This is a genomic window from Diplocloster modestus (assembly GCF_019042245.1).
GTDB classification, from domain to species: domain Bacteria; phylum Bacillota; class Clostridia; order Lachnospirales; family Lachnospiraceae; genus Diplocloster; species Diplocloster modestus.
On record NZ_JAHQCX010000004.1, the window covers coordinates 163951 to 186860 of the forward strand.

Here is a 22910-nt window from a genome sequence, read left to right on the forward strand (position 1 = left end):
GTTATTTCGTGCTCTCTTCTATAATGCGTTCCCTGTTTTCTTCCGCCGCTTCGATAACCGCTTTGATCCGGCCTTCCTTAATAATCACCGCCCGGTTGCAGATGTCGATAATATCGTCGATCTCCGCCGTAATGATGATGACTCCTTTTCCCTGTTTCGCTGCTTCTAACAGCAGGGCCTTTACCTCTTCCTTCGCGCCGATATCAATTCCCTGGGTAGGTTCTACGAACATTAAAACCTCCGGTTCGACCAGCATGCTTCTGGCGATCAGTACCTTTTGCATATTACCGCCGCTTAAACTGGTCAGCTTCTTGTTAAGGGAGCTGTGTCCCCGGACATGGAATTTTTTGACCGCATCCTCCGCAAGCCGCAATTCCGCTTTTTTATTCACAAAGCGGCTTCTGCTTTTCACGTTTGTAAACTGCACCGCCAGGTTTTCCACAATGGATTTCTCATAAAATACTGTTCTGGGCCCCCGTTCCGGCAGCAGGGTAAGGCCATTTGCCACCGCCTGGCCCGGCGTCCGAATCTGTACTTTCCTGCCATCGATTTCAATTAGCGCGCTGCCTCTTTTATATGCCCCGTATATCATATCCAGCATGAGATTCTGTCCCTGATTTCGAAGGCCGTATACCCCAAGTATTTCACCTTTTTTAACATCGAAGCTGATATGATCCAACACACCGTTATCAGAGTGCAGGTCTTTTACCGACAGAAGAACCTCTTCTCCCGGTTTCTGCTTCTTAAAATTGCTGTTTACAAATTCCTGTCCTACAATCATTTCCACGATTTTATTATGGTTCAGGTTTTCGATCGGCTGGGTGCCGACCAGTTCCCCGCCCCGCAAGGCGGTTACCGTATCGCAGATTTCCAGCATTTCGGGTATCATATGGGAAATAAAAATAATACCCAGGCCTTTTTGCGCCAGTATTTTCATATGCCGGAACAAAATATCCCGCTCATGCCTTGCAAGCCCCGCCGTGGTCTCATCAAATACAATCACTTTAGCCCCGCCGTTAAGGCAGCGTACGACCTGCACCAGGCGCTGCATTACCGTATCGATGTCGCCCACCGGCATGGACGGGTCAATGTCAATATCAAAGTACTCTTTTAACAGCCGTTTTGATTCGGAATGAATGAAGCGTCTGTTCACCAGGCCTTTCTTTTTCACGAATTCCTTTCGTCCGATAAAAATGTTTTCCGCCACGGAAAGCTGACGAGCCAAATTCAATTCCTGGGGTACGATAAAAAATCCCGCCTGGCAGGCCTCCTTAGTCGATTGAAGTCTGACTTCCCTGCCTTCATAAAATATTTTTCCTTCCGTCGGCTTATGGATGCCCCCCATAATCTTGATCAGGACACTCTTGCCGGCCCCGTTATGTCCGGCCAGCCCCATTATCTCCCCACTGTGCAGACAGAGGGAGACACCGTGAAGGACCTCCGTCTCGCCAAATGTTTTTCTAATATTTTCCACACGGACCAATTCCATGTCCGCTTGGCGGCCTGTGCGGTCCGTAGCTTCTTCACTTTCTATACCGCCCATGCTCTCTCTGCCTTCTATGTTGTTTATACTGTCCATAGGATCTATGCCGTCCCTCCCTTCTGCCCGCAGGCCGCGCTGAAGGGTTTCTTATGTACAGCGGCCCGCGGGATTTTGATTATTTACTCCAGATATCCTCTACACCCAGATCCCATTGGTTCTCCAGCGCATCGATTTCTGCCGGAACCGGAATCTCCGTCACGCTTTCCGGAACGCAGTAGGTGAAATTCGTCTTCAGATTTTCATATACCGTAACCGGAAGGGGCGAGCTGACCACGAACTTCGGATATGTTTCCCCTGTTTCCTCTGCCAGCAGATTCTTACAGTACATCTTCACCAGGTTCGCTCCGGCCGTATACCAAGTCTGTGCCACAAAGGCCCCGGTGTAGTTGTGATCCGGCCCGTCGGTCGCCATCGGTATCGTGATCGTATTATCGATGTCTATCGTCACCATGGAAATATCCTTCCACGCCTCATAGCCCAGTTCCTTGAAAGCGGTCTGCGCATTGTCAGCCGGCGGATTCGCCCAGTCGATCAGCAGCACCTTGATATCCGGATTCGAAGCCAGCAGCCCGGTGATTACGGATTTGGATTCTGCCGGATCATCATACCACTCATCGACTACTTCCACATCCGGATACTTGGCCAGCACATCATCCCAGCCTTTGTACCTCTGGTAACAGGTGTTGATTGTGCCGTTTTTGCCGTTTATGTAGCCAATGGTCCCGATCTTACCCTGCCCGTTTAAGATCTTCACCGCCGCTTCCGCCGAATAGATGCCTGCCTGATACGCATCGATATCGGTGATTCCGATAAAGTTCGGATCGTTCCAGTCCAGGTCAAAGGGTACGGCAAGCATACACCCAAGCTTCGTCTTTTTCATAATCTTTTTCAGGATTTCCGTCTCCATCGCCGCATCGGAAGGACACGTGAAAATTGCATCGTAGTCCTGGGCAATCGCTTCGATCCTCTGATAGTCCTCCATCTGTGATGCACCGTCCTGAGCGGTAGCTACCCAAATATCTGAGAGTTCGATATTCAGATCCTCACACTGATCCCGGAATGCCTGCTGGATCAGTTTCATCGAATCATCCAGATGATCCTGCTCCAGTGCGATTTTTAAATTCATGGAACGTATCTTGTCTTTTTCCTCTTCTGTCAGTTCCAAATCCGCTCCGGTGCCTGATTTTACCGCTTCAGACATGCTGTCATCCTTATATTCCGCTTTGACCACCGGATCGTAAATGTCCAAAATATCCTGCTGGGTAAGCTTATGAAGCCCTTCTTCTGCAGAATCCTTCGTTTCATCCTGACCGGTGGGTTCTGCAGACGGATTCTGCTGTGTTTCTGCTGTTTGCGCAGCCGGCTGGTCTGCCGGCTGGCTTTGTGTGGAGCCGCAGCCCGCAGCCGAAGCGATGATCATCATGCAGCTTAATCCCAGCGCCAGTATCTTTTTTGTTCTTTTTAACATAACCTTCCTCCTAATTCATCCTATCGTCTGTTACACTTTCCTGATGCGGTACCTGCATCGTTTCCTTGTCTGCAATTGTATTTTATCCTGAGCCATAAGGATTCGTAACCCGATCATTTATCTGTCTTTTTCCAAAAGGTGTAACATTTTTTGATTTTCGGCAAAAGGGAGCGGAAAGGGGACTGGCTCATTCCGGACGGCGACCAAGCGGACGGAAGGGTAACGTGAGGAAGGTGCCTGTCCCCGGTAGTTGGTCTTAGCTACAAACCAACAACCGGGGACAGGCACCTTCCTCGCTTTGTTCTTCTATTCGTTTTATCGCCGTCCGGAAGGAGCCAGTCCCCTCTCGTTCTAGATCACAGCATTATATTCCCGTATTTTTTCCACTGAAACCTTTGGTTTATGCTGTGCGTCCAGCAGGCCGTTGACCTCCTGCATGACATCAGTCAGCTGAGTATAACAAAATCCCTGCAGCGTTTTAACTCTGCTGATCGCAAGAATCAGTTTCTGATACTGGTCCATCAGTTCCTGGGCCGTAACCTGCGTATCCTTATATCCCCATGCATGACTATAATCACTGACGGTAGCGGTACCGCCGAACTCTGACAGGATCACCGGCTGATGCATCCATCGATGTCCGTGGGCGTACAGCATCCTGCCCTGCGCGTCCTTATTCATCATGAGTTCCACATTCCCATATTTTTCTTCCAGTTCCTCCGGCCCCACCTGATAATCATGTATGGAACAAAGATCGGTAAAGCAAATCTGTTCCCAGCCATCGTTACTGCTCACGATCCTGCTGGGATCCATAGATTTTGTAAGATAATAAAGCATGGCTGCATAATTCTGCTGCTGTTCAGAGGAGATAATATTCCGTACACCCCAGGATTCGTTCAGGGTCACCCATGCGATGACACAGGGGTGATTCCAGTCCCGCCTGAGGATCTCGATCCATTCTCTGGTCGTATTGGCGACCGCCTCTGCGGAAAAAACATAAGCGCTGGGCATCTCCTCCCAGACCAGAAGCCCCAGCCGGTCCGCCCAATAGTAAAACCTGGGATCCTCGATCTTCTGATGTTTGCGCACACCGTTAAATCCCATCTCTTTCACCATCTTCAGATCCTGATAAAAGCTCTCATCGCTGGGGGCTGTCATCAGCCCGTCCACCCAATACCCCTGATCCATAATCAGTTTCTGATAATAGGGCTTGTTATTTAACAGTATTTTGCCGTTTTCTATGGAAATTTTTCTCATGCCGAAGTAACTCTTTACCCTGTCCTCACAATACCCGCCGGAACATATAGTGATCTCCAGATCGAACAGCTGCGGATGCTCGGGGGACCAATAGTGAAATTCCTCGATGGGATCGCTCTCCTGGATATGAAAACAAAATTCCGTGTTTCCAGGCTCCTGCTCCTGTTCTGATGCGGCAAGTACTCTTCCCTCATAAAGAATACGGCAGGAAATGTTCTTAGACCTGTTTCCAACCCAATGCGTATGAATGTCCACGATTTTATTATCGATGTCGGTAAGAACCTGCAGGGAATCAAAATAACCGGCTCCCGTTATCTCCAACCACACGCTCTGCCAAATGCCGCTGGTCTGGGTATACCAGCACCGCTCCGGCTCCTCCCCCCAGAACTGTTTCCCTCTGGGATAATCGCAGCTGTTGGTATCCACCACCCGAACGGTGAGGGAGTTGTTTCCATCACGGACACAGGTGCTGATATCGAACTGAAAGGAAGAATGTCCCCCATAGTGTTCCCCCACATACTGCTCATTGATCCATACCTTTGTATGGTAGTCCACCGCGCCGAATTTCAGAAGATAATGCCGCCCCTCCTCCTTCCTGATATCAAAATTCCTGTGATACCACAGATAATGATGGCAGGCGGTATCCCCAATTCCGCTGTTCTTAGACTGATAACAGAACGGTACGGTAATTTTATCTGTATACTCGTGCGATTGATACCAGTTCTGTTGTTCGCCGTTTCCGCTGTCATCGAACGCAAAGTCCCATATTCCATTCAGACTGATCCAATTCTCCCGCTCAAAATCAGGTCTTGGATATTCCTGTCGAATATAGTCATTCTTAATGTTCGTCATAGGTTAAGTCTCCAATCCTATATTGAATATTATTTCCCCCATCCGCTCGTCCAACGGAGGTCAGATAAAGAATCCTGCCGTCATTCAGTTCATACATAGCCGGCCATACGTTGCCGTCTTTTACCGTACAGGTGGCGCCGTTATCTTCTGTCATCCACAGCGTCTCCCATGGGGAATCCTGGTTTCTCATCCAGGTTTCACCGCAGTCATTGCTGACAGATACATGATGGGTATTGGAAGTGACCAAGATAGCTCCCGTATGCAGAGACAGGATAAAGGGGCCTCCCTTCTGATCCGGAATGCGCCCGCCGTTTACTTCCGGCCAGTGTATTCCATCCTCTGATATCTTAAAGAAGATATCCCCGCCCTCGGTTGCTATGACTTCATATACCAGCAGGTATCTTCCATCCGGCAGTCTGTCCCACACGGGCATGCCGGGCCGGGCCTCGCTCTTTTCCTTATCACAGACAACGGGGATCTCCGCGCCCCAGCTAAGCCCTCCATCGGCAGATATCTTCTCCGCGATCACCTGGGAATAAGGAGGATTCGCGCAGGCATATTTTTCACTGGCATACATAACCGCCACATCACCATTTTTGAGACGCAGCATATGCGGCTCGTAGACGCCCCGGTCCGGATTGCCCAGCTGGCCCGATTCCCCATGATTTTCGTCAATGATGCTCACTCTCTCCCACGTCTTTCCCTTATCGCGGCTCTTATAGACTGGCAGCTCATAGGACTGCTGCCAGATCACAGACCGGCAGGCCAGAAGGATATCGCCGTTGGGCAGCAAAAGAAGCTGCCCGTTATCCAGATCTCTTCCAGGGTCTTTTAAACTGGCTCTCTCCTCCCAATGAGTGCCGCCGTCATTGCTGACAGCGATGATCAGAGTATTGCCTCCGTACGGGTCCGCCATATAACCCATATTCCGGTAAACCGTGTATACAGCCAGCCAGCTTCCGTCCTCCAGAATAACCATTCTCGGATACTGGGAGCCAAAGCGTCCCGGACGGATTCGTCTTGCATCCGGCCCGGCGTCCTCACATAACGGCTCATTATTGATCAGCACAGGTTTCTTCCAGGATATATTGTTTTGCAACTTCATATTATGTAACCCCTATCTTTTTTGGTCGTGCTTCTACTCTATTGTTCACAGTTTTTCTCTATTGCTCACTGTTATACTTCTTGCTCATAGTCCTAATTTTATTTCTTGTTCATGGATCTTCCCTATATGCCGGCTGTTTTACCTCTTGTCGGCATTCACGCTAAGTTTTCTCTGCAGACAGTCTCCACCCGGAATGGACATCCGGGCGGAGAATATACACTATTTTACTATAATTTTAAAACACTGGGGATCCAGCCCATTAAATTCCCACTGCTGGATATTAGCGCCGTTTTCCACCCGCCCGGCATCGATATCCAGACACTTTCCGGAATTCTTGGCTATTATGGTATAATAGCCTTTTCCCCGGCTGAGCACGGTCCACTTCTGGGGATTTAACCCATTCGGGGTCCATTGCTGAATATTGGCGCCGTTTAATATGGAACCTTCGCTGACATCCAGGCACAGCGAACTGTTTACATTTTTTACCGAATAATACCCATCCGTATCCATGAGAAGCTCCCACTGCTGCCAGGAACCGCCGTTACTTTCCCATTGCTGAACATTGGCTCCCGGTTCCGTTAAGCCGTCCTTTACCTCCACAGCCTTTCCGCTGTGTTTTGCCAGAAACACATAGGGTGTATTTGTTTTGATACCAGAGACTGCTTCGATCTGCCAACACTGGGGCTCCAGTCCGTTCTGAGTCCAGACCTGTACATTACTCCCTGCCTCACTTTTTCCGCTATCCACGTCCAAGCACAGATCTGTAGACCCGGATCGAATCCGGTAATATCCATCGCCCAGCGATTCGAATCTCCAACGCTGTGACTCCGAATCCGTCCACGACGCCTGCATCACATTGGAACCGGCCGTTGACCCATCCACGGTCAATACCTTACCCGTATGGGCCGATACGATCTTATAGGAATCATTTCCGACTGCTTCAAAGATCCACTCCTGAGGAGACTCCCAATTTTCATCCCAGATCTGAATATTGGCTCCTTCCTCCCCCGATCCTGCGTCCAAGTCCAGATACTTATCCGTATGTTTCGGCTTCAGCTTATAGCAGCCGCCGTCCAGCCCCGGAGACGGTGGATTCAGATAACCCCTTCTCAGCTGGATATTATGTCCGCTGTCCGTGTAACCGGAACCCGACCTTCCGGCGGAAGTGATACAAACGATCTGATCGCTCCCCGTTTGATATAAGGCAGGCCATAGATTATCAGCGTCTCCGAACAGAGAACCAAAGGGGGCGTTACTCTCCAAATTCCAGGTCGTTCCTTCATCCCGGCTGACCGATATCTTATGTGTGTTGGAAGTAACCACCAGTTCCCCGGAGCTTAAGGCTAAGACGAAAGGCGCCCCTTTTTGACCCGGGATCTGACTTCCCATTCCAGCCGGCCAGTTGATTCCGTCCTCCGAGATTTTATAGAAGACATCCACATCCGTGGTTCCCACTATTTCATATACTAATATATATTTGCCGTTCTGCATTTTTGTCCAGACTGGCATACCGGGGCGGGCGTTCTCATGCTCGGTATCGTACACCGTCCATATCTCCTCACCCCATGTCTGTCCGGCTGTATTGGAGGTCTTCATGGCCAGGATCTGGGAATAGGCCGGTGATGACACCGCGTATTTCTCACTGGCATACATAACCCCTATCGTATCTGCGTCCAGCTGTACCATATAAGGCTCGTAGACTCCCCGGTCCGGGTTCGCAAGCTCTCCGGGAGCTCCGCTTATCTCGTCGATCGTACTCAGATAGGACCAGTGATAGCCCTGATCTGAACTTTTGTACACATCCAGTTTATAAGACTGATGCCAGATCACCGAACGGCAGGCCAGAAGAATATCTCCGTTTTCCAACTGCAGCAGCTGCGCATTGTCCAGATCTCTTCCCGGATCTGTGATCGTAGCAATAATGTTCCAGTTTTGTCCGCCATCCCCGCTCTTAGCGATCTGTAATTCATTGCCGCCCGCCGGATCCGCCAGATAACCATTATTTCTGTATATGGTATAGGCTGCCAGCCATGTATTCCCATTGGTGATCATGCGCGGAAATTGAGATCCGAAGTTTCCCGGTCTCTCACCTCTGGCGTCCGGGCCTGCGTCTGTAAATGGCATAATATTATGGACTAATACCGGCTCTTCCCAAGTGATCATCGGCGTGTCAGATGCCTGCGCTCCTTCCGCCGTCGTAGGCTGCCCCGTGATGACCGACAGTGCCAGGAGCATCGTGATGATTCCTGAAAGAACCCCCAAGTGTCTTTTTTTCATTCTACCCTTCCCCCAATCCGCTTACTTAAGCCCAGCGTCCGATATCGTCTCCTCGAATTGATCCGCCATCCACTTCAGGGAATCCTCCGGTGTCTTCTCTTTCGTCAATACATAGTGGCAACCCAGTTCCAGCACGTTGTTCAGCTCACTGGTGACAATCGGCACATCTACATCGGCAATGGAAGCTCCTTTATCCAGGCACTCCAGTAAGACCGGATATAACGGGTTATATTCTGCGATCTCCGGCTTCTCATAATTGGAAGTGCGGCACGGATCCATCGTATTCTCAACTTTTAAGATTTCCCCGTCTTTGGAGGTACAGAATTCACAGAACTTGAATGCCAGCTCCTGGTTGGCGGATTTAGCCGATATAGCCAGTGCCCATCCCCCCAGAACAGGCGCACCCCCGGCAGTGACAGAAGCGCCGACTTTATCCTTTACCGCAGACCCTTCCGACTGGGCGGTATTATACATTCCGGGCCACTGTTCCATCATAGCGGCGTCACCGGAGCAGAACATGGCATTGGAAGACTCCCAGTCAAATTCTTCCCAGTTTTCCGGAGCGCACTCAGCCAGCTGCAGCATATAATTCATGGCGTCCACGCCGGCCTGGTTATTAAAATCCGCCTCAAAACTGTCATTTACGATATCCCCGCCATAGGCGCAGAGACGGTTCTGCCAGATCCAGCGAAGATTCATAGCACCTGCATTCGCGCAATATCCATAGGTCGTGGGAGAATCCGGGTTAAATTTCTTTGTAAAAAACTTGCAGATGTCAAGATACTGATCCAAAGTCGTAGAATCGCCCGGTGCAGTCAGGTCATAGCCATACTGCTCCTTGAACTTCGCCTGCAGCTCCTGATCCTCAAACAGGTCGGTCCGGTAGAAATTCATAATCACATCCGGTTTGTAGGGCAAAGCTACGATTTTATTATCATAGCGGGCATAGGTGTCATATAATCCGGTCAGGAAATCGTCCGGATCATAATTTTCACTGGCCCAGTCCTCCATCATCCCGGTCATGTCCGCAACGAGTCCCGTGGTGGCATATCCGTGTATATTGGCGATGGGCATCAGGATGGCGTCAAAGCTGCCCCCCGCATTTAAGTCCATCTGTATCTTTTCCATATAACTCTCACCTGGAAATGTATTCACAACTACCTCTGCCCCGGTAATCACCTCAAACGTCTTCACTTGATTTTCCAATGCGGTCGCAAAATCCCCTTCGCAGGTGGCAATCGTAATTTTCTTCCCCTCGTATTTCCCTACCAGAGTCCCGTCCAGTGTCAGATTATCGAGTGTCAGACCCAATATGGTCGGAGCCTCAAAGTCCGCGTTCTGCTTCTCTTCCTGCACGGCGGCAGGCGGGTTGCTCTCCTGTGTCTGTGTCTCCTGTGTCTCCTGTGACTTGCTTCCACAGCCGGTCACTGCCAGAATCATGGATAAAATAAGGGAATACACCATCAGCTTTTTCATGTACCTATCTCCTTTACACTTCATTCATTATTAAGATCAGTTGCAATGTCGACATCGGATCTGTGCCTAAACGCGCATCCGCATGCTGTGCATACGTTTTTACCGTGATATCATGCTGCAGACATGATAGGATCATTTCTTATGCTTTCCGGAATCACAAGCTTTATTGAAACAGGATATTTTCCTGCAACAATCTTTTCTGTTCTATCCTTCTGTTATACCTTCTTTGTTCTATCTTGGAGCCAAAAACCTTTACCAGCCGTTATCCTTTTACAGCACCGGCCGTAATACCATCCACAATAAATTTCTGCGCAAACAGTGAGGTCAATATAGCCGGAATCATCACGATCATACCGATTGCCGACAATGTGCCATAGGGGATATCGGTGTTATATTGAATCATACTGGATATGGCAATGGGCAGCGTCTTTTTCTCATCACTGAACACCATTGTCAGCGCCATGCTGAACTCATTCCAGGAGTTAATGAATACCAGGATCCCCACTGTCACGATACCGGGTGTTACCAGTTTGACCGCCACCTTTGAGAAAAGGCTGAAGTTATTGCAGCCATCGATCAGCGCCGCCTCATAGATGGTAGCCGGCAGTTCCTTGAAGTAATTGATAAACAGCCATATGGCAAACGGCAGGTTCACCGCAATATGACACAGAGCGATACCCGTCAGCTTATCCGTCAGCCCGACTTTTAGAAATATCACAAAGTACGGGATCGTAAACAGCAGGGCCGGCACCATACGGATGGTGATAATGCCGTCACTGATCAGTTTTTTGCCCCGGAAGCGGAAGATCGACAGACCAAACGCTGCCGGCAAAGCCAGAAACATCGTGCCGGCGACTGCCAGACAGGCAATGAACATGCTATTTAGAAAATATCTCCCCACGTTGGTGTTGGTGAATATATCCACGTAGTACTGCATGGTAATCTTGGTGGGTATCCAAGCGGGAGGCAGCTGAAAGATCTGCGATCTCTCTTTAATGGAGGTCGTAAAGGTCCAGTATATGGGAAACAGGAAGTAGAGGGTAAAGATAGCCGCCACAAGAATCGCCATACCGGTCCAGAACATTTTTTTTGCACGATATTTATTCATACCTCATCGTCCCTCCTCTCCAAAATACGCATCAGCGCGAACGAGATCACCGCGATCACGATCAAAAACAGAAATGCTCCGGCAGATCCCTGCCCCACTTTCGAATATGTAATAGCCGTCTTATAGATCGTCGTACCGATGGTCTCCGTAGAGGTACCCGGCCCACCGGATGTCAGGGTATATATGACATCGAATGCCCTCAGGCTGTCCATAACACGTACCGTAACAACCATGGCGATAAAGTTCCGGATATGCGGGATCGTGATACGGAAAAAGATGGTGACCTTTTTCGCGCCGTCGATCAGTGCCGCCTCATATAATTCCTGTGGTACCGTTTTAAGCGCACCCATAAAAATCAAAAGGCAGAACGGTATGGAGCCCCACATCTCCACAAATATGATCGCGAGTTTTGCCGGCATCACTGTGGTCGTCCAGTTTACACTTTGAATTCCCAGCAGATTCAGGATATTATTGATCACCCCGTAATTCGGAGTGAACATAAGACCCCAGATCGTGCCTATGACAGTCGGCGCAATCATCATGGGGATAATCATGATCGTTTTGAGGATGCCCGCCCTTTTTTCGAAGACCCTGCTGGTCAGAATCTGCGCCAGCAGCATTCCGATCGCTACATCCAGCACCACCACGGCCACCGCGAAGGTGAATGTCCACCCGACAGCCTGACGGAACGCCTCATCCTGGATGATTTTTACATAATTTTTTAACCCTACAAATTTGGCTTCGCTCTGCGCAAAATACAGATTATAATTTGTCAAACTGATTCCAAAAGAATACAGAAGCGGAGCTACCGAAAATAAAAGTAAAAATATACCCGCGGGTGCTACAAAAATAAGATGTGCTTTTTTATCCGCGTAATGAACGATAGTCTTCCAACGACGTTTCAACTTTCCCGCCCCCCTTGAATTGTAGTTTAAACGCTTTAGCTTGTATCAAAAGAATAACATAAGTTATATATATTTTATATACTGAATTTAGTATAATTTCATAATTTGTTTTTCCGCTTAAAGCCTAGTATTCCGCAGTTTTTCGTATTTTCTTTATATTATTATAGACTTTTCATTTTTTTACTGTTATACTAACTATACTAAGTTTAGGGGATGATGTCGAATGAAAAAAATGCCTTTATACAAACAGATACAGGAAGATATCAAGCAGCAGATCGCCTTCGGTTCGCTTACTCCCGGCGACAGGCTTCCCTCAGAGATGGACTATTCCCGCAAATATTTTGTGAGTCAGATCACAGCCAAAAATGCTCTGAATGGTTTGGTCGATGAGGGATACTTAATAAGAATACAGGGGAAAGGAACCTTTGTAGCCAATAATCCAACGAAGACAACGTCTCCGTCCCTATCCGCACAGCCCTGCTTTCAGGCAGCCCAGAAGGGACTGGTCGGTCTGTTGATGCCCGCCATGGTTACAAAGGTATCCCAAAAATTGTTGAATTATATAGAAAAATTCGTGTCGGCTGAGAGTTATCAGCTGCTCTTTCATATCACCCGTGAATCTATCACAGACGAAGCATTCTCTATCCATTCCATGCGGGCAGAGGGGGTAAAGGGGCTCATCATTTTTCCAGCCATCGACGAGATGTATAATGAAGCGATCCTTCGGCTGAGTCTGGAAAAATTCCCGCTGGTCCTGGTGGACCGAAGCTTAAAGAGCATACCGGTGAGCAGCGTCACATCCGATAATTATACCGGCGTCTACGCCGCTACCTCCCATCTCATCAAAGCTGGACATAAAAACATCTCGATCATTTCTCCAAAAGTTACAAATTCTGCTGTGGAGGAACGGATCTCAGGATATGAGAATTTTCTGCTGGAACATAATATACTGATTAATAAGAGTAATTGGTGTATTCTGGATTTTGATATCAACGAGACCGCTTATGCGTTTGATTACATTAAGAATTTTTATGCCGGGCATCCGGAGATTTCAGCCGCGATCTGTATCAATGCGGAGATGGCCCAAACCACCTATTACGCTCTGAAGAGCATCGGCAAGAGAATACCCGAGGACCTTGAGCTGATTTCCTTTGATCAGCCTTATGTTCCCGGAGTATCCTATATTGTTCAGAACGAAGAAGCCATAGCCAGAAGGGCCGTAGATCTGCTACTGTCAAAGATAGAGGGCAATCCGGATAACGCTCAGATAAAAGTGGCGACGGAGTTTATCGACATCAGCAAGGCGGACTCCGGGGACGTGCCTTATCATATGCTCTATGTCTTAAATCAAGGGCCTTTTTCGACTTGAGCACTGTCTGCCCTTCCGGTTTTTCGCAGTGTATATGATCAATAGTAAAAAATAGGTGGCCGAACGATTCGGCCACCTCCCCAAAAAAGAATTTTTTATACTTTTTTATTTCGATTCTCCATGTATTTATCCCATACTACCATAATAAGTAGGATGACTCCCTTAATAAGGAGTTGATAGTTGAGTGTAATATTATATAAGTTCATGGCGTTCATCAAAAGGCTCATAAAGAGTACGCCGCCCAGCGTATTCAGAGCGCTGCCTTTTCCTCCCGACAGGGCGGTACCGCCTAAGATGACCATGGGGATAACCGTCAGCGGCCCATCGTCGGCTATTATAGGGCTGCCGGTATTCAGACGCGCCATCAGGAATATTCCGCCCACGGCGGATAATACCGCGAATATAACGAAAATAATAAATATGTAAAATTTCACATTCGTCCCTGTGCTTTTGGCGATCACCTGGGAACCGCCCACGGCATATAGATTTCTTCCGAAAACGGTATATTTCAACAGAAATTCGAAAACCAGAATAAAGATCAGAAAAAGAATCGTTATGACCGGTATCGGCCCGATGGTTCGCATTCCCAGATCGATCGCCAGGGGATCGGTCACCACCACAGGCGTCTGGTTACACAGGGCCAGGGCGATTCCCCGGACCAGGATCATCATGGCCAGGGTTACCACAAAGGAATCGATCTTCAGAAAAGAAACCACTCCCCCTGTAACGGCCCCCAGGATAGCGCTGGCCAACAGCGTCAGAAGCACAGCCGGTCCAAAGCCGACATGAGGGATAAGCATCGCACAGAACACGCCTGAGAACGCCATCATAGATCCCATGGAAATATTCAATTCCCCGCAGATCAGAGAGAGCGCCAAGCCCAGGGCCGCCATGCCGGAAGCCGGAAGCTGGATGAGCAGGCCGAAGATATTGTTCTGGGTCCAGAAGGACTCATTGATCAATGCCAGAAAAGCCGCAAATACCAGGGAAATAAAGAGAATTTTTTGATTTTTCACAACAGAGCTTATGCTTTTCATTGTCTCTCCCCCCTACTTTTTCTTGAGTCCGTCCAGTGCGACCGCCAACAGTAACACAAGCCCCTTGATCACCATCTGCAGTACGGAATTGATACCGGACAGATTCAGGATATTGGTGATTAGTCCGAAGATACACACACCGATCAGGGTCTGTACCATACCGCCTTTACCGCCGCCAAGTATATTGCCGCCGATCAGAGCCGCGATACAGGCGTCAAAGTCCGCGCCGTTTCCCATTGTATAGGAGGCGGAGGTGGTTCGGGAGGCTGTCACGATCCCGGCTGTGGCAGCGCAGGCTCCGGCGATCATAAAGGTGGTGATTTTTACCAGCAATACGGGAACGCCGGACAGGAAGGCCGTCTCTTTGTTCCCCCCGGTCAGAAAGATCATCCGCCCATATCTGGTTTTTACCAGGATGAACTGCAAAAGAATCATGATCAGGATCATCAGAATCGTGGCAAAGGGAATTCCCGCCACATTTCCCTGACCGATGAAGGAGAAAGCCGTGCCCCGCTGCGAGTACAGATTATTTCCCTTTGTATAGGTCAGCGCGATATACTGGGCTACAAGGGAGGTACCCAGGGTGATGAGGAAGGTCTCGCTTAAGCCTCCCCGGGTGACCTTTAATAAGATTCCGTTAAGGAGTCCCAGCAGACAGCCGGCCAGAATCGAACAGACCAGCGCAGCCCACAGGGGGACGCCGCTTCCCTGCAGCCCAATCGCCAGGCAGCCGCACACACCCAGGATACTGCCGATGGACAGGTCAAATCCTCCGGCCAGTAATACAAAAGTGACTCCTGCCGCCATGATCCCGTTAATACTGATCTGTCGGATAAAATTCAAAATATTTTGAGAGGTTAAGAATTGTTGTGACGCACAGGTCCCGATCAGGATCATGAGTAACAGTATAAACAGGTTTATATTTTCCCTGATCCAGGATAGTACCGCAGATAACACGTTTCGTCCGTTTCCGGTTTTATCATTCATTCTTTTCCCCCCTATATTGCAAGCCGGAGTACATTTTCGGAGGTGATCTGATCATTCCTGAGTTCTCCGGAAATTTGTCCCTCACGCATGACGATGACACGATTGGATAATGCCAGTATTTCAGGCAGGTCTGAAGAGATCAGCAGAATGCTTTTCCCCTGTTCGATGATCTGATTCATAATCTGATAGATCTCGAATTTAGAACCCACATCGATCCCCCGCGTGGGTTCATCGAATATGAACACCTTTGCATCCGTATTTAACCACTTGGATACAATAATTTTCTGTTGGTTCCCTCCGCTTAAATTCATGACCTTCTGTCTGGGAGAGGGCGTTTTAATATGAAATTGATCAATTAATTCCGAAATATTCTGATCTTCTTTTTTTCTGTTCAGCAGAAACCGTCCGCTGCTCTTTCGAAGGTTTGTCATGGTAATATTCATTGCCACACTAAAGCTTAAGATCACGCCGTCCTTCTTACGGTCCTCCGTGAGATAAGCGATCCCGTTGCGGATCGCATCTTTGGGGGAATTCACCGATATCTCATTTTGATCCATATAGATTTTGCCCGAGTCCCGATAGTCCGCACCGAATATCATTCTGCACACTTCGGTCCGTCCCGCGCCTACCAGCCCGGCGATGCCCAGAATCTCCCCGGCATGTACCGAAAAACTGACGTCCCGGGCGATTCCTTTCCGGCTTATCTGCTCCACTTTGAGCACCTCAGGTCCCGGATTGTGATGGATCTTTGGATAGATGTTTTTCATCTCTCTCCCCACCATCTTTTTGATGATGGTCTCATTATTCAGGTGCGCGATCTCATCCGTATCCACGATTTTACCATCCCGGATGATCGTTACCGTATCACAGATTCTGAAAATCTCCTCCATGCGGTGAGAGATATAAACTACCGTGACCCCCTCTGCTTTCAGATCGGCAATGACCCGATACAATATTTCCTGCTCCTTTTCCGTCAAAGTGGCGGACGGCTCATCCATCAGGATTACCTTGGCGTTAAAGGTCAGCGCTTTGGCAATCTCCACCATCTGCTTCTCCGCCACACTCAGCCGTTCCACTTTCATGGATACCTCAAGTCCTGAACCCACCTTTTTCAGAGCTTCCCGCGCCTCCTCATACACCCGGGGCCACGAGATCATACCGTGCCTTTTAAATTGCTTCATCCTGCCCAGATAGATATTTTCCGCAATACTTAAGCTCTCGATCAGATTCAGTTCCTGAAATATAATGGAAAGCCCCAGCTCCTGCGCCTTCAGCGGATGATCGATCACCGCCGGTCTGCCGTCTATCTCGATCTCCCCCTGGTCGGCTTTGTAATTTCCATACAGAATCTTCATCAGGGTAGACTTTCCGGCGCCGTTTTCTCCCACCAGCGCGTGTACGCTTCCCCGTTTCACGGCAAAAGATACTTCATCCAGAGCCTTCACACCCGGAAAGCTTTTTGAAATATTATGTAATTGAAGAACATAGTCCTCCACCTTGCTTCCCACCCTTCCCATGTCAGGGTGCTGTAACTCTTAAGGCAACCGTCCCCGGCCTTACAGCACCCTGCTCTTCTATTTTGCCTGACCCAACTTTGTCATGCCGTCATATGATCCGTGACAATGGCCAGGAACCGGATACTATTTGTAGTCGGCCACATTATCCTTGGTGATGACTTCCGGTACATATACCTGGGTCCGCTCCACAGTTTCTCCGTTCAGCACCTGCTTTACCACCTCGCAGGCCTTATCGGCGTACCATTTTGTTCCGACTGCTACGGTGCAGACGATCTCATCGCCTTCCACCATCTCTACGCCAACCGGATCTCCATTGATGGAACCGATCAGGATCTCTCCCTCTTTGCCGGCGGCCTTCACAGCCTCCAGAACTCCGACCGCCATTCCGTCATCGATGGGGAAGATCACTTTCAAATCCGGGTTGGCTGTAATCATATCCTCGGCTGCCGTCTGGGCTTTGGCCCGGTCCCAGCTGGCATCAATCTCAGCTACGATCTCCAGTTTTCCATCCACTGCATCTTTGAATCCCTGCTTGCGCTGCATGCTGTTATCCGCACCCGGTGTTCCGCCGATGATCCCGGCTTTTCCAGAATCCGCATGTTTTATGATCTCCTCGCCTACCAGACGGCCGGCGTCATACTGTCCGTAAACCACATAGTACAAAACGTCGTCCATCTGAAGTTCCGGTTCCATATTGAACAGACTGGTAATGATAATCCCCTGATCCGCAGCTTTCTTAAGCGCCGGCGCCACGGACGCATTCTGTGAAGCCTGAATCTGAATTCCGGTAACGCCCTGGGAGATACAGGTCTGGATCTGGTCCACCTGAGTCTGCGGATCCCCTTTACAGTTGAACTCCAGGTACTCATAACCGTATTCCTGACATGCTGCTTTCGCATCCTCCAGATATTTCTGCGTCCAGTCGTTGGCTTCCAACACCAGGAATGCAATCTTCACTTCTCCACCGGCGGCAGTCTGCCCATCTGTTGCCGCTCCCTCCGCCGGCTTATCTTCCGCAGTACCGTCAGCAGGAGCTGTCTGGCCGGAGCCGTCCTCCGTCTGCTTGGTTGTCTCAGCGTCTGCCTGGGCGCCTTCATCCTTTTTTGCGCCGCAGCCGGCTGCCATACTACTTACCATAACCAGAGATAATAACAATGCAAATAGCTTTTTCATTTACTTTCTTCCTCCTTTTTTATTCCGGTCTGTTTTCGTCAATAACCGGACGATGTTATTGCGTATTATATTTTTCTTTTCCTCATCCGAAATATGTGCAAACAGGATGCAGCCCAGGCAGTACGCCGGATTATACCAGGGCAGATCCGTTCCGAACAGGACTTTTTCCGAGCCGGCATGACTGCACATTTTCTCTATCATACCGTTCAGACGATAGGTATCTGTCAGTTCCAGATACACATTTTCCTGACTTGCCGCCAGTTTGATGGCCTCATCGCATTCCCCCTGGGCGGAATGTCCCATCAGGAATTTTAGATTCCGGTACCGCTCTGTCACATTGCGGATGGCATCGATGGAGCTGTAGGACCGGCCGTCCATAGCGGTCCCCCAGGTGTGGGACAGTACCAGCAGACCGTGGTCATCTGCATATTGAAGCAAAAGCTCATAGCCTTCGCTGTCCAGCCTGGTTTTGTGGTAATCCGGCAAAATCTTAAATCCCACATAGCCCTTATTTTCCTGAAACGCCCGCTCGATCTGATCCAGGGTGGCCGGATAATTGGGATTAAAGACAAAGTATCCCCTGATTTTATCCGGATGGCTTTTCATCGCCTCCTCTATCTCCTGATTTCCCGCAATTGGATCAAACAGTGCGCTGTTTGGCGCCGATATAATAAATTCAACATTCTTCTGTTCCATAGTGCCGAGCATCTCCCGGAGTTCTTGTCTTGGAAGGCTGCTGCCATAGAAACCACCCATATGCGTGTGGGTATCGATGATCGGGACACTGCTCAGACATCCATTTTCCATAAATTCTTCTGCCAAAGTAGATCTATTTTTCATATATGCCTCCATGTGTGCGTTTCCCTGCACAGATAGGTTTGCTGAAACCGGTTGTTCAAGCTTTTGCCTCGCTTATCAGACGTTCTATATTACCATGTGCGATTTCTTCGCGTGAAGAGGAAGATATTTCCAGGGAACGCAGCACTGCCAGCGATCCTCCGATATTATTCGTAGGGAAATCGCTTCCGTATACAAATCGTCCGCTGCCGAATCGGCCGATCATCCGTTCCAGTCCGCCGTCCGTCTCATAATCCCCGGTCTCAAAGTATACGTCCTGATAAGCCCGAAGCAGCGGGAACCAGAATCGGTCCGGACTCCATGGGCCGTAGTTGTGGATGATCACTCTCATCCGGGGGTACTGTTCCAGAAGACGGTATATATGTTCATAGCCCTCCGACGGTGTCAGGAATAACGGAATCTTCCGCATCTGGAGTTCGGTTAACAGTTCATCCATGGTAATCCGTTCCAGGAAATATCGCTGCGTCGTGGGATATGCCCGCAGAGCCTTCACCTGATGTTCCTGCATAGCCTGGAACAATTTCTCAGGTTCAAATTCCTCGTCTGTGGCGGGCGGCAGTATCGTCCAGGAAGGGATCAGTCTTTCGGGACATTTCGCCGTCTCTTTCACAAGCTTTTGATTTCCATAGGTGGGGGTTACATCGATCATGGCCTGATGCCCCACGATTGCGCTCTCGATTCCGCAGTAATCCATATACGCAATCATCTCCCCGGCGTCCCTCGCCTCCGCCACCCGCTCGACCAGCGTGAATCCTTCATGGTTCACAACCGTATGATTCACAACTCCATAACCGATCATGGCACTGCAGTCTATTACTCTCATACCGTCTCACTCCTTTATTCAAGATAAAATACCGGCTCCATATCCTTCCAGATATCCTGTGAAGTCTGCGGATTCCAAGGTTCCCGAAATCTGTCCGCTTCCGCTTCCCATTCCGCGCAGATTTGGTTCTCGGCCCACATTTTTTCTATCTGCCCAAGATTCCTCTCCTCCACTTCGTAGTAGGAGAACAGCAGGCCATCCGCGCAAAATATGGAATAGTTCCGAATCCCGGCTTTTTTCAGCACTTCCTTTATCTGCGGCCAGATAGCGGTGTGCAGTCTCTGATATCCTTCCAGGCCGTCCGGTTTTAAACGGGCCGCCCTGCCTATACGAATCATCCTGCTCATATCCTCACGCACTCAAACCCTCTGCACTGGGCAAAGCATTCCACCTCCCGGGAGAAATCACCCACTCCCAGCGCTAAATGATGGGAGGGACCGGCCTGGCACCACTCATCGAAGAATTGAGGGATCGGTTTGGCTACCCTGACCCTGCAGTTCGGATTTCCTATATTAAGGATATCCCCTTCCACCACTTCTCCGATCGTGTAGATCAATTTAAACGGAGCGTCTGTTCCAAACTGGGTCAGATTGATCAGCGTACAGGGCCCTTTTTTCATATCAAAATCAATACCCAGCCCTTTTCCGGTCTTACCGTGCTGCACATCCAGGTGTTTCAGTCTGGGCCTTCCCGACGCTACATTGATATTACTGGGTCCGTCATGACCCACCATAATAAAGTCCTCATCAAAGTCCATGGAAAAGAATTCCAGGAACATTCCGCCGCCGCCTAACAGATCCAGCAGTTTCATGGCCATCGCAGTCTTAATATCCCCCTCGGTAACCCCGGGGATTCCCATAGCCGCCAGCCTAGACACCGCCAGTGCGGACTGGGAACGAAGGGTTGTGGTCTCTTCTGTAGCTCCCCACCAGTAATAACCAAATGCATCGATTTTATGCCTGCGTATGACTTCATCGTAAGCTACCGCGATCTGCGCGGAAGTCTTCATGTGCTCGTTGGTTACGGTCTCATCCACCTCGTACAGGCTGCGGAACTGTTCATACATATCCTGAAGCTGCTCGTCCGTCACTCTTTCGTAGGCTTCTTTGAATTCCTCGATCTCCGGTCGGCACAGCATCCGGCCTGTGGTGCGGATCACCCGCTGCTCATCCGTAGGCATATCGGTCATATTTGTGTATGTATTGCCGATCACCGCAAAGTTCATACCTTCGAATGCACTGCCGGCGGCAGCCCCCATACAGTCTCTTCGTATGTCGTCCCACATCCCCTCATCCTGAAAATGTCCGCTGATCACTTTGAACTTTTTCGACAGTCCCACCAGGGTGCCTGCGTACTCCGGGATACAGCACGGTCCTTCATGGTGAAGGTAGATTTCCGTGTCGGCCGACTTATAATCGTAGCTGGAATCTTCATGGGCATTGATCAGGCGGATCGGTACAGCAAGTGTCCTCACTGCAGGTACGATCATCATTCCGGTGGTATAGCCCAGTGGAAAAATGAGCAGAATATCCACTTTGGCCGTGTTTAACGCCTCGGCCGCCCGAACGGCCGCCTCCGGGCTGTCCACCAGTTCTGAGTCCACTACCTCTCCAAATTCCTCCAGCCGTTCCCGGAACTTCGTATACATCCGGCTTCCCATATCCTTTAAGTTCGGGAACTGGCTCCAATAGATTCTGTGGCCTGTCCTGAGCAGACCGATTCTGGGTTTGAGTTTTGCTTGCATCATTTGTCTTATATCCTCCTTTTTATGTTAACATGATTCGACAGTTAAATCGTGAAACTCCATTCCGGTAAATCCGCATAAAATCTCCAGTTCCTTGCGATAGTCGCCCTGAACCCCACTCCAGTGATGACCAGCGCCCTGCTGCACCACGTCCTGGAGAATTCCGCTTACATCCCTTGAGAATGCAATCTTAAGCGGGGTACCTTCATATTCCAGATCCGTATGTACCGCATCTCCGTTTAAAACATACAGGTGCATACCGTCTTCCTTATTCATAAGATTTGCGATCGTATAGCTGCCTCTGGCATAAGTCGCGTAGCATATGGCACAGCCGTCACAGGTCTCTATGGATTTGCGCAACATCACTTCGGACCGGTCCTTCGCCAGGGAAAATGCCCCGGCCCCGCAGTGTGAAAACAGGATCGAGTTTTCTTCTTTATATAACTTCAGGAAATCTCCGTTAAACGCGGCTTTTCCGGCCAAATGTTCCAGCAGGCACATGACGATGGTGGAATGCAGATCCCCCTCGCAGCCGGCGGCGATCAGATCGTCATTTAATCTGGCGACCGCCAGGCATATCTGGGATTTCAGTTCCGGAAAACAGTTGATCGAATAACCGGCCAGGCAATAATGTTCCGTCAGCCGGCGGGCCGCCAGATAATAACGGGAAGCCAGAAGCCCGTCTATTTTCTCCACATCGCAAAGCCCGATCTGGCCTCTGATTTTCTCCCAGTAATCCTCCACCTCACACTCTGGTACCAGCGAGGCGGTCTGATAAAATTCTTCGATCGGTATATTTTCCAGATTGATCCCGAGTGTGCGTTTTACGGCAAATTCATCCCAGGCCATGCTCATCATGATATTGTTCTTGCCGGCGGATACCCCGATGGCCATATTTTTCATCCGGCCGTAGAGCATGGCCGCCCTGGCGAACTTCAAGAGCTTTTGCTCCGTATCTGTATCTCCGATATCCGCTACTTCCAGGGTATAATGCTTATGCAGGCTGTGCAGTGCCCCTGTTACCAGCACTCCTCCTACCAGGGTCAGCGCTCCGATCTCTTTGTCCACCGCCCAAAGGAACACAGGGACATCACACCGGTCAATCAGATCCACCAGGAAATAATCCGGGACGAACGTGGTCAGAACTACCAGAATCGCATCCGGATTCCCGGTATGAAGCTCTTTTCCGATCTGCTGCACCTCCTGTCTGCTCATAGCAATATAGTCCCCCGGCAGCCATCTGGCCTCCTGGTTCTGCTTCAGCGCGTTTTTCATTTCCTCGTATTTTTCATATACTCTTTCCTCCCCCAGATGATTGCCAGGAAAAGCCATAGCGGCGATTCCGATATATGGCTCATGCGTCATCCTTTTCTACCTCCTCCTATTACTTTCAGTATAGTTAAACGTTTACCTT

At 49.5% G+C, this 22910-nt stretch carries 18 protein-coding genes; 1 reads left to right on the plus strand and 17 read right to left on the minus strand.

From position 1 onward, the window contains the following. Window position 1 precedes the first annotated feature (1 nt). The 8 genes from KTH90_RS07770 to KTH90_RS07805 form a co-directional block, all read right to left on the minus strand. Window positions 2-1579, minus strand: a complete 1578-nt coding sequence (locus tag KTH90_RS07770) for a sugar ABC transporter ATP-binding protein (protein WP_238726580.1) — start codon at window positions 1577-1579, stop codon at window positions 2-4. Window positions 1580-1658: 79 nt separating this feature from the next. Further along, window positions 1659-3011, minus strand: coding sequence for a substrate-binding domain-containing protein (locus KTH90_RS07775; RefSeq protein ID WP_158350112.1), 1353 nt, complete (start codon window positions 3009-3011; stop codon window positions 1659-1661). A gap of 351 nt (window positions 3012-3362) precedes the next feature. After that, the gene (locus tag KTH90_RS07780) at window positions 3363-5117 is read right to left on the minus strand and encodes a glycoside hydrolase family 2 protein (RefSeq protein ID WP_238726581.1); all 1755 of its coding nucleotides are present in this window, start codon (window positions 5115-5117) and stop codon (window positions 3363-3365) included. Then, entirely contained in the window at window positions 5104-6222 is a 1119-nt protein-coding gene (locus KTH90_RS07785; protein ID WP_238726582.1) for a sialidase family protein, read from the minus strand. Before KTH90_RS07785 ends, KTH90_RS07780 begins: the two co-directional genes overlap by 14 nt. A gap of 219 nt (window positions 6223-6441) precedes the next feature. Continuing rightward, window positions 6442-8499 (minus strand): RICIN domain-containing protein, encoded by a 2058-nt coding sequence (locus KTH90_RS07790; RefSeq protein ID WP_238726583.1) that lies wholly within the window; start codon window positions 8497-8499, stop codon window positions 6442-6444. Between the two features lie 21 nt (window positions 8500-8520). Then, window positions 8521-9975: an ABC transporter substrate-binding protein gene (locus KTH90_RS07795; protein ID WP_238726584.1), complete on the minus strand. Its 1455-nt coding sequence runs from the start codon at window positions 9973-9975 to the stop codon at window positions 8521-8523. A 262-nt stretch (window positions 9976-10237) separates the two neighbouring features. After that, the gene (locus KTH90_RS07800) at window positions 10238-11083 is read right to left on the minus strand and encodes a carbohydrate ABC transporter permease (protein ID WP_238726585.1); all 846 of its coding nucleotides are present in this window, start codon (window positions 11081-11083) and stop codon (window positions 10238-10240) included. Then, window positions 11080-11988, minus strand: a complete 909-nt coding sequence (locus KTH90_RS07805; RefSeq protein WP_238726586.1) for a carbohydrate ABC transporter permease — start codon at window positions 11986-11988, stop codon at window positions 11080-11082. Before KTH90_RS07805 ends, KTH90_RS07800 begins: the two co-directional genes overlap by 4 nt. 223 nt (window positions 11989-12211) lie before the next feature. Between KTH90_RS07805 and KTH90_RS07810 the strand changes: the two genes are divergently transcribed. Continuing rightward, window positions 12212-13357 carry a GntR family transcriptional regulator gene (locus KTH90_RS07810; protein ID WP_238726587.1) on the plus strand — a complete coding sequence of 382 codons (1146 nt, stop codon included), beginning with the start codon at window positions 12212-12214 and terminating at the stop codon, window positions 13355-13357. A gap of 95 nt (window positions 13358-13452) precedes the next feature. On the opposite strand, the gene KTH90_RS07815 is transcribed toward KTH90_RS07810, so the two are convergent. From KTH90_RS07815 to KTH90_RS07855, 9 genes are all read right to left on the minus strand, one after another. Next, complete coding sequence (locus KTH90_RS07815) at window positions 13453-14394, minus strand: ABC transporter permease (RefSeq protein ID WP_238726588.1); 942 nt, start codon at window positions 14392-14394, stop codon at window positions 13453-13455. 12 nt (window positions 14395-14406) lie between these two features. Continuing rightward, on the minus strand, window positions 14407-15381 hold the full coding sequence (locus KTH90_RS07820) for an ABC transporter permease (protein WP_238726589.1): 975 nt from the start codon (window positions 15379-15381) through the stop codon (window positions 14407-14409). An 11-nt stretch (window positions 15382-15392) separates the two neighbouring features. Beyond that, window positions 15393-16898 carry a sugar ABC transporter ATP-binding protein gene (locus KTH90_RS07825; protein WP_238726590.1) on the minus strand — a complete coding sequence of 502 codons (1506 nt, stop codon included), beginning with the start codon at window positions 16896-16898 and terminating at the stop codon, window positions 15393-15395. A 123-nt stretch (window positions 16899-17021) separates the two neighbouring features. Further along, window positions 17022-18071 (minus strand): sugar ABC transporter substrate-binding protein, encoded by a 1050-nt coding sequence (locus tag KTH90_RS07830; protein ID WP_238726591.1) that lies wholly within the window; start codon window positions 18069-18071, stop codon window positions 17022-17024. After that, on the minus strand, window positions 18072-18911 hold the full coding sequence (locus KTH90_RS07835; protein ID WP_238726592.1) for an amidohydrolase family protein: 840 nt from the start codon (window positions 18909-18911) through the stop codon (window positions 18072-18074). Window positions 18912-18966: 55 nt separating this feature from the next. Next, a complete protein-coding gene (locus tag KTH90_RS07840) occupies window positions 18967-19752 on the minus strand; it encodes an amidohydrolase family protein (protein WP_238726593.1) in 786 nt (261 codons plus the stop codon). Between the two features lie 14 nt (window positions 19753-19766). Beyond that, window positions 19767-20090, minus strand: a complete 324-nt coding sequence (locus KTH90_RS07845) for an L-rhamnose mutarotase (protein ID WP_238726594.1) — start codon at window positions 20088-20090, stop codon at window positions 19767-19769. A 5-nt stretch (window positions 20091-20095) separates the two neighbouring features. Continuing rightward, on the minus strand, window positions 20096-21499 hold the full coding sequence (locus tag KTH90_RS07850; protein WP_238726595.1) for an L-arabinose isomerase family protein: 1404 nt from the start codon (window positions 21497-21499) through the stop codon (window positions 20096-20098). A 24-nt stretch (window positions 21500-21523) separates the two neighbouring features. Further along, the gene (locus KTH90_RS07855; RefSeq protein WP_238726596.1) at window positions 21524-22861 is read right to left on the minus strand and encodes a hypothetical protein; all 1338 of its coding nucleotides are present in this window, start codon (window positions 22859-22861) and stop codon (window positions 21524-21526) included. Window positions 22862-22910: the final 49 nt, after the last annotated feature.

Bases quoted from the DNA above. Each gene is read 5' to 3' on its own strand.
- KTH90_RS07770 (WP_238726580.1), bottom strand. From the start codon at position 1,579: ATGGACAGTATAAACAACATAGAAGGCAGAGAGAGCATGGGCGGTATA.
- KTH90_RS07775 (WP_158350112.1), bottom strand. From the start codon at position 3,011: ATGTTAAAAAGAACAAAAAAGATACTGGCGCTGGGATTAAGCTGCATG.
- KTH90_RS07780 (WP_238726581.1), bottom strand. From the start codon at position 5,117: ATGACGAACATTAAGAATGACTATATTCGACAGGAATATCCAAGACCT.
- KTH90_RS07785 (WP_238726582.1), bottom strand. From the start codon at position 6,222: ATGAAGTTGCAAAACAATATATCCTGGAAGAAACCTGTGCTGATCAAT.
- KTH90_RS07790 (WP_238726583.1), bottom strand. From the start codon at position 8,499: ATGAAAAAAAGACACTTGGGGGTTCTTTCAGGAATCATCACGATGCTC.
- KTH90_RS07795 (WP_238726584.1), bottom strand. From the start codon at position 9,975: ATGAAAAAGCTGATGGTGTATTCCCTTATTTTATCCATGATTCTGGCA.
- KTH90_RS07800 (WP_238726585.1), bottom strand. From the start codon at position 11,083: ATGAATAAATATCGTGCAAAAAAAATGTTCTGGACCGGTATGGCGATT.
- KTH90_RS07810 (WP_238726587.1), top strand. From the start codon at position 12,212: ATGAAAAAAATGCCTTTATACAAACAGATACAGGAAGATATCAAGCAG.
- KTH90_RS07815 (WP_238726588.1), bottom strand. From the start codon at position 14,394: ATGAAAAGCATAAGCTCTGTTGTGAAAAATCAAAAAATTCTCTTTATT.
- KTH90_RS07820 (WP_238726589.1), bottom strand. From the start codon at position 15,381: ATGAATGATAAAACCGGAAACGGACGAAACGTGTTATCTGCGGTACTA.
- KTH90_RS07825 (WP_238726590.1), bottom strand. From the start codon at position 16,898: ATGGGAAGGGTGGGAAGCAAGGTGGAGGACTATGTTCTTCAATTACAT.
- KTH90_RS07830 (WP_238726591.1), bottom strand. From the start codon at position 18,071: ATGAAAAAGCTATTTGCATTGTTATTATCTCTGGTTATGGTAAGTAGT.
- KTH90_RS07835 (WP_238726592.1), bottom strand. From the start codon at position 18,911: ATGAAAAATAGATCTACTTTGGCAGAAGAATTTATGGAAAATGGATGT.
- KTH90_RS07840 (WP_238726593.1), bottom strand. From the start codon at position 19,752: ATGAGAGTAATAGACTGCAGTGCCATGATCGGTTATGGAGTTGTGAAT.
- KTH90_RS07845 (WP_238726594.1), bottom strand. From the start codon at position 20,090: ATGATTCGTATAGGCAGGGCGGCCCGTTTAAAACCGGACGGCCTGGAA.
- KTH90_RS07850 (WP_238726595.1), bottom strand. From the start codon at position 21,499: ATGATGCAAGCAAAACTCAAACCCAGAATCGGTCTGCTCAGGACAGGC.
- KTH90_RS07855 (WP_238726596.1), bottom strand. From the start codon at position 22,861: ATGACGCATGAGCCATATATCGGAATCGCCGCTATGGCTTTTCCTGGC.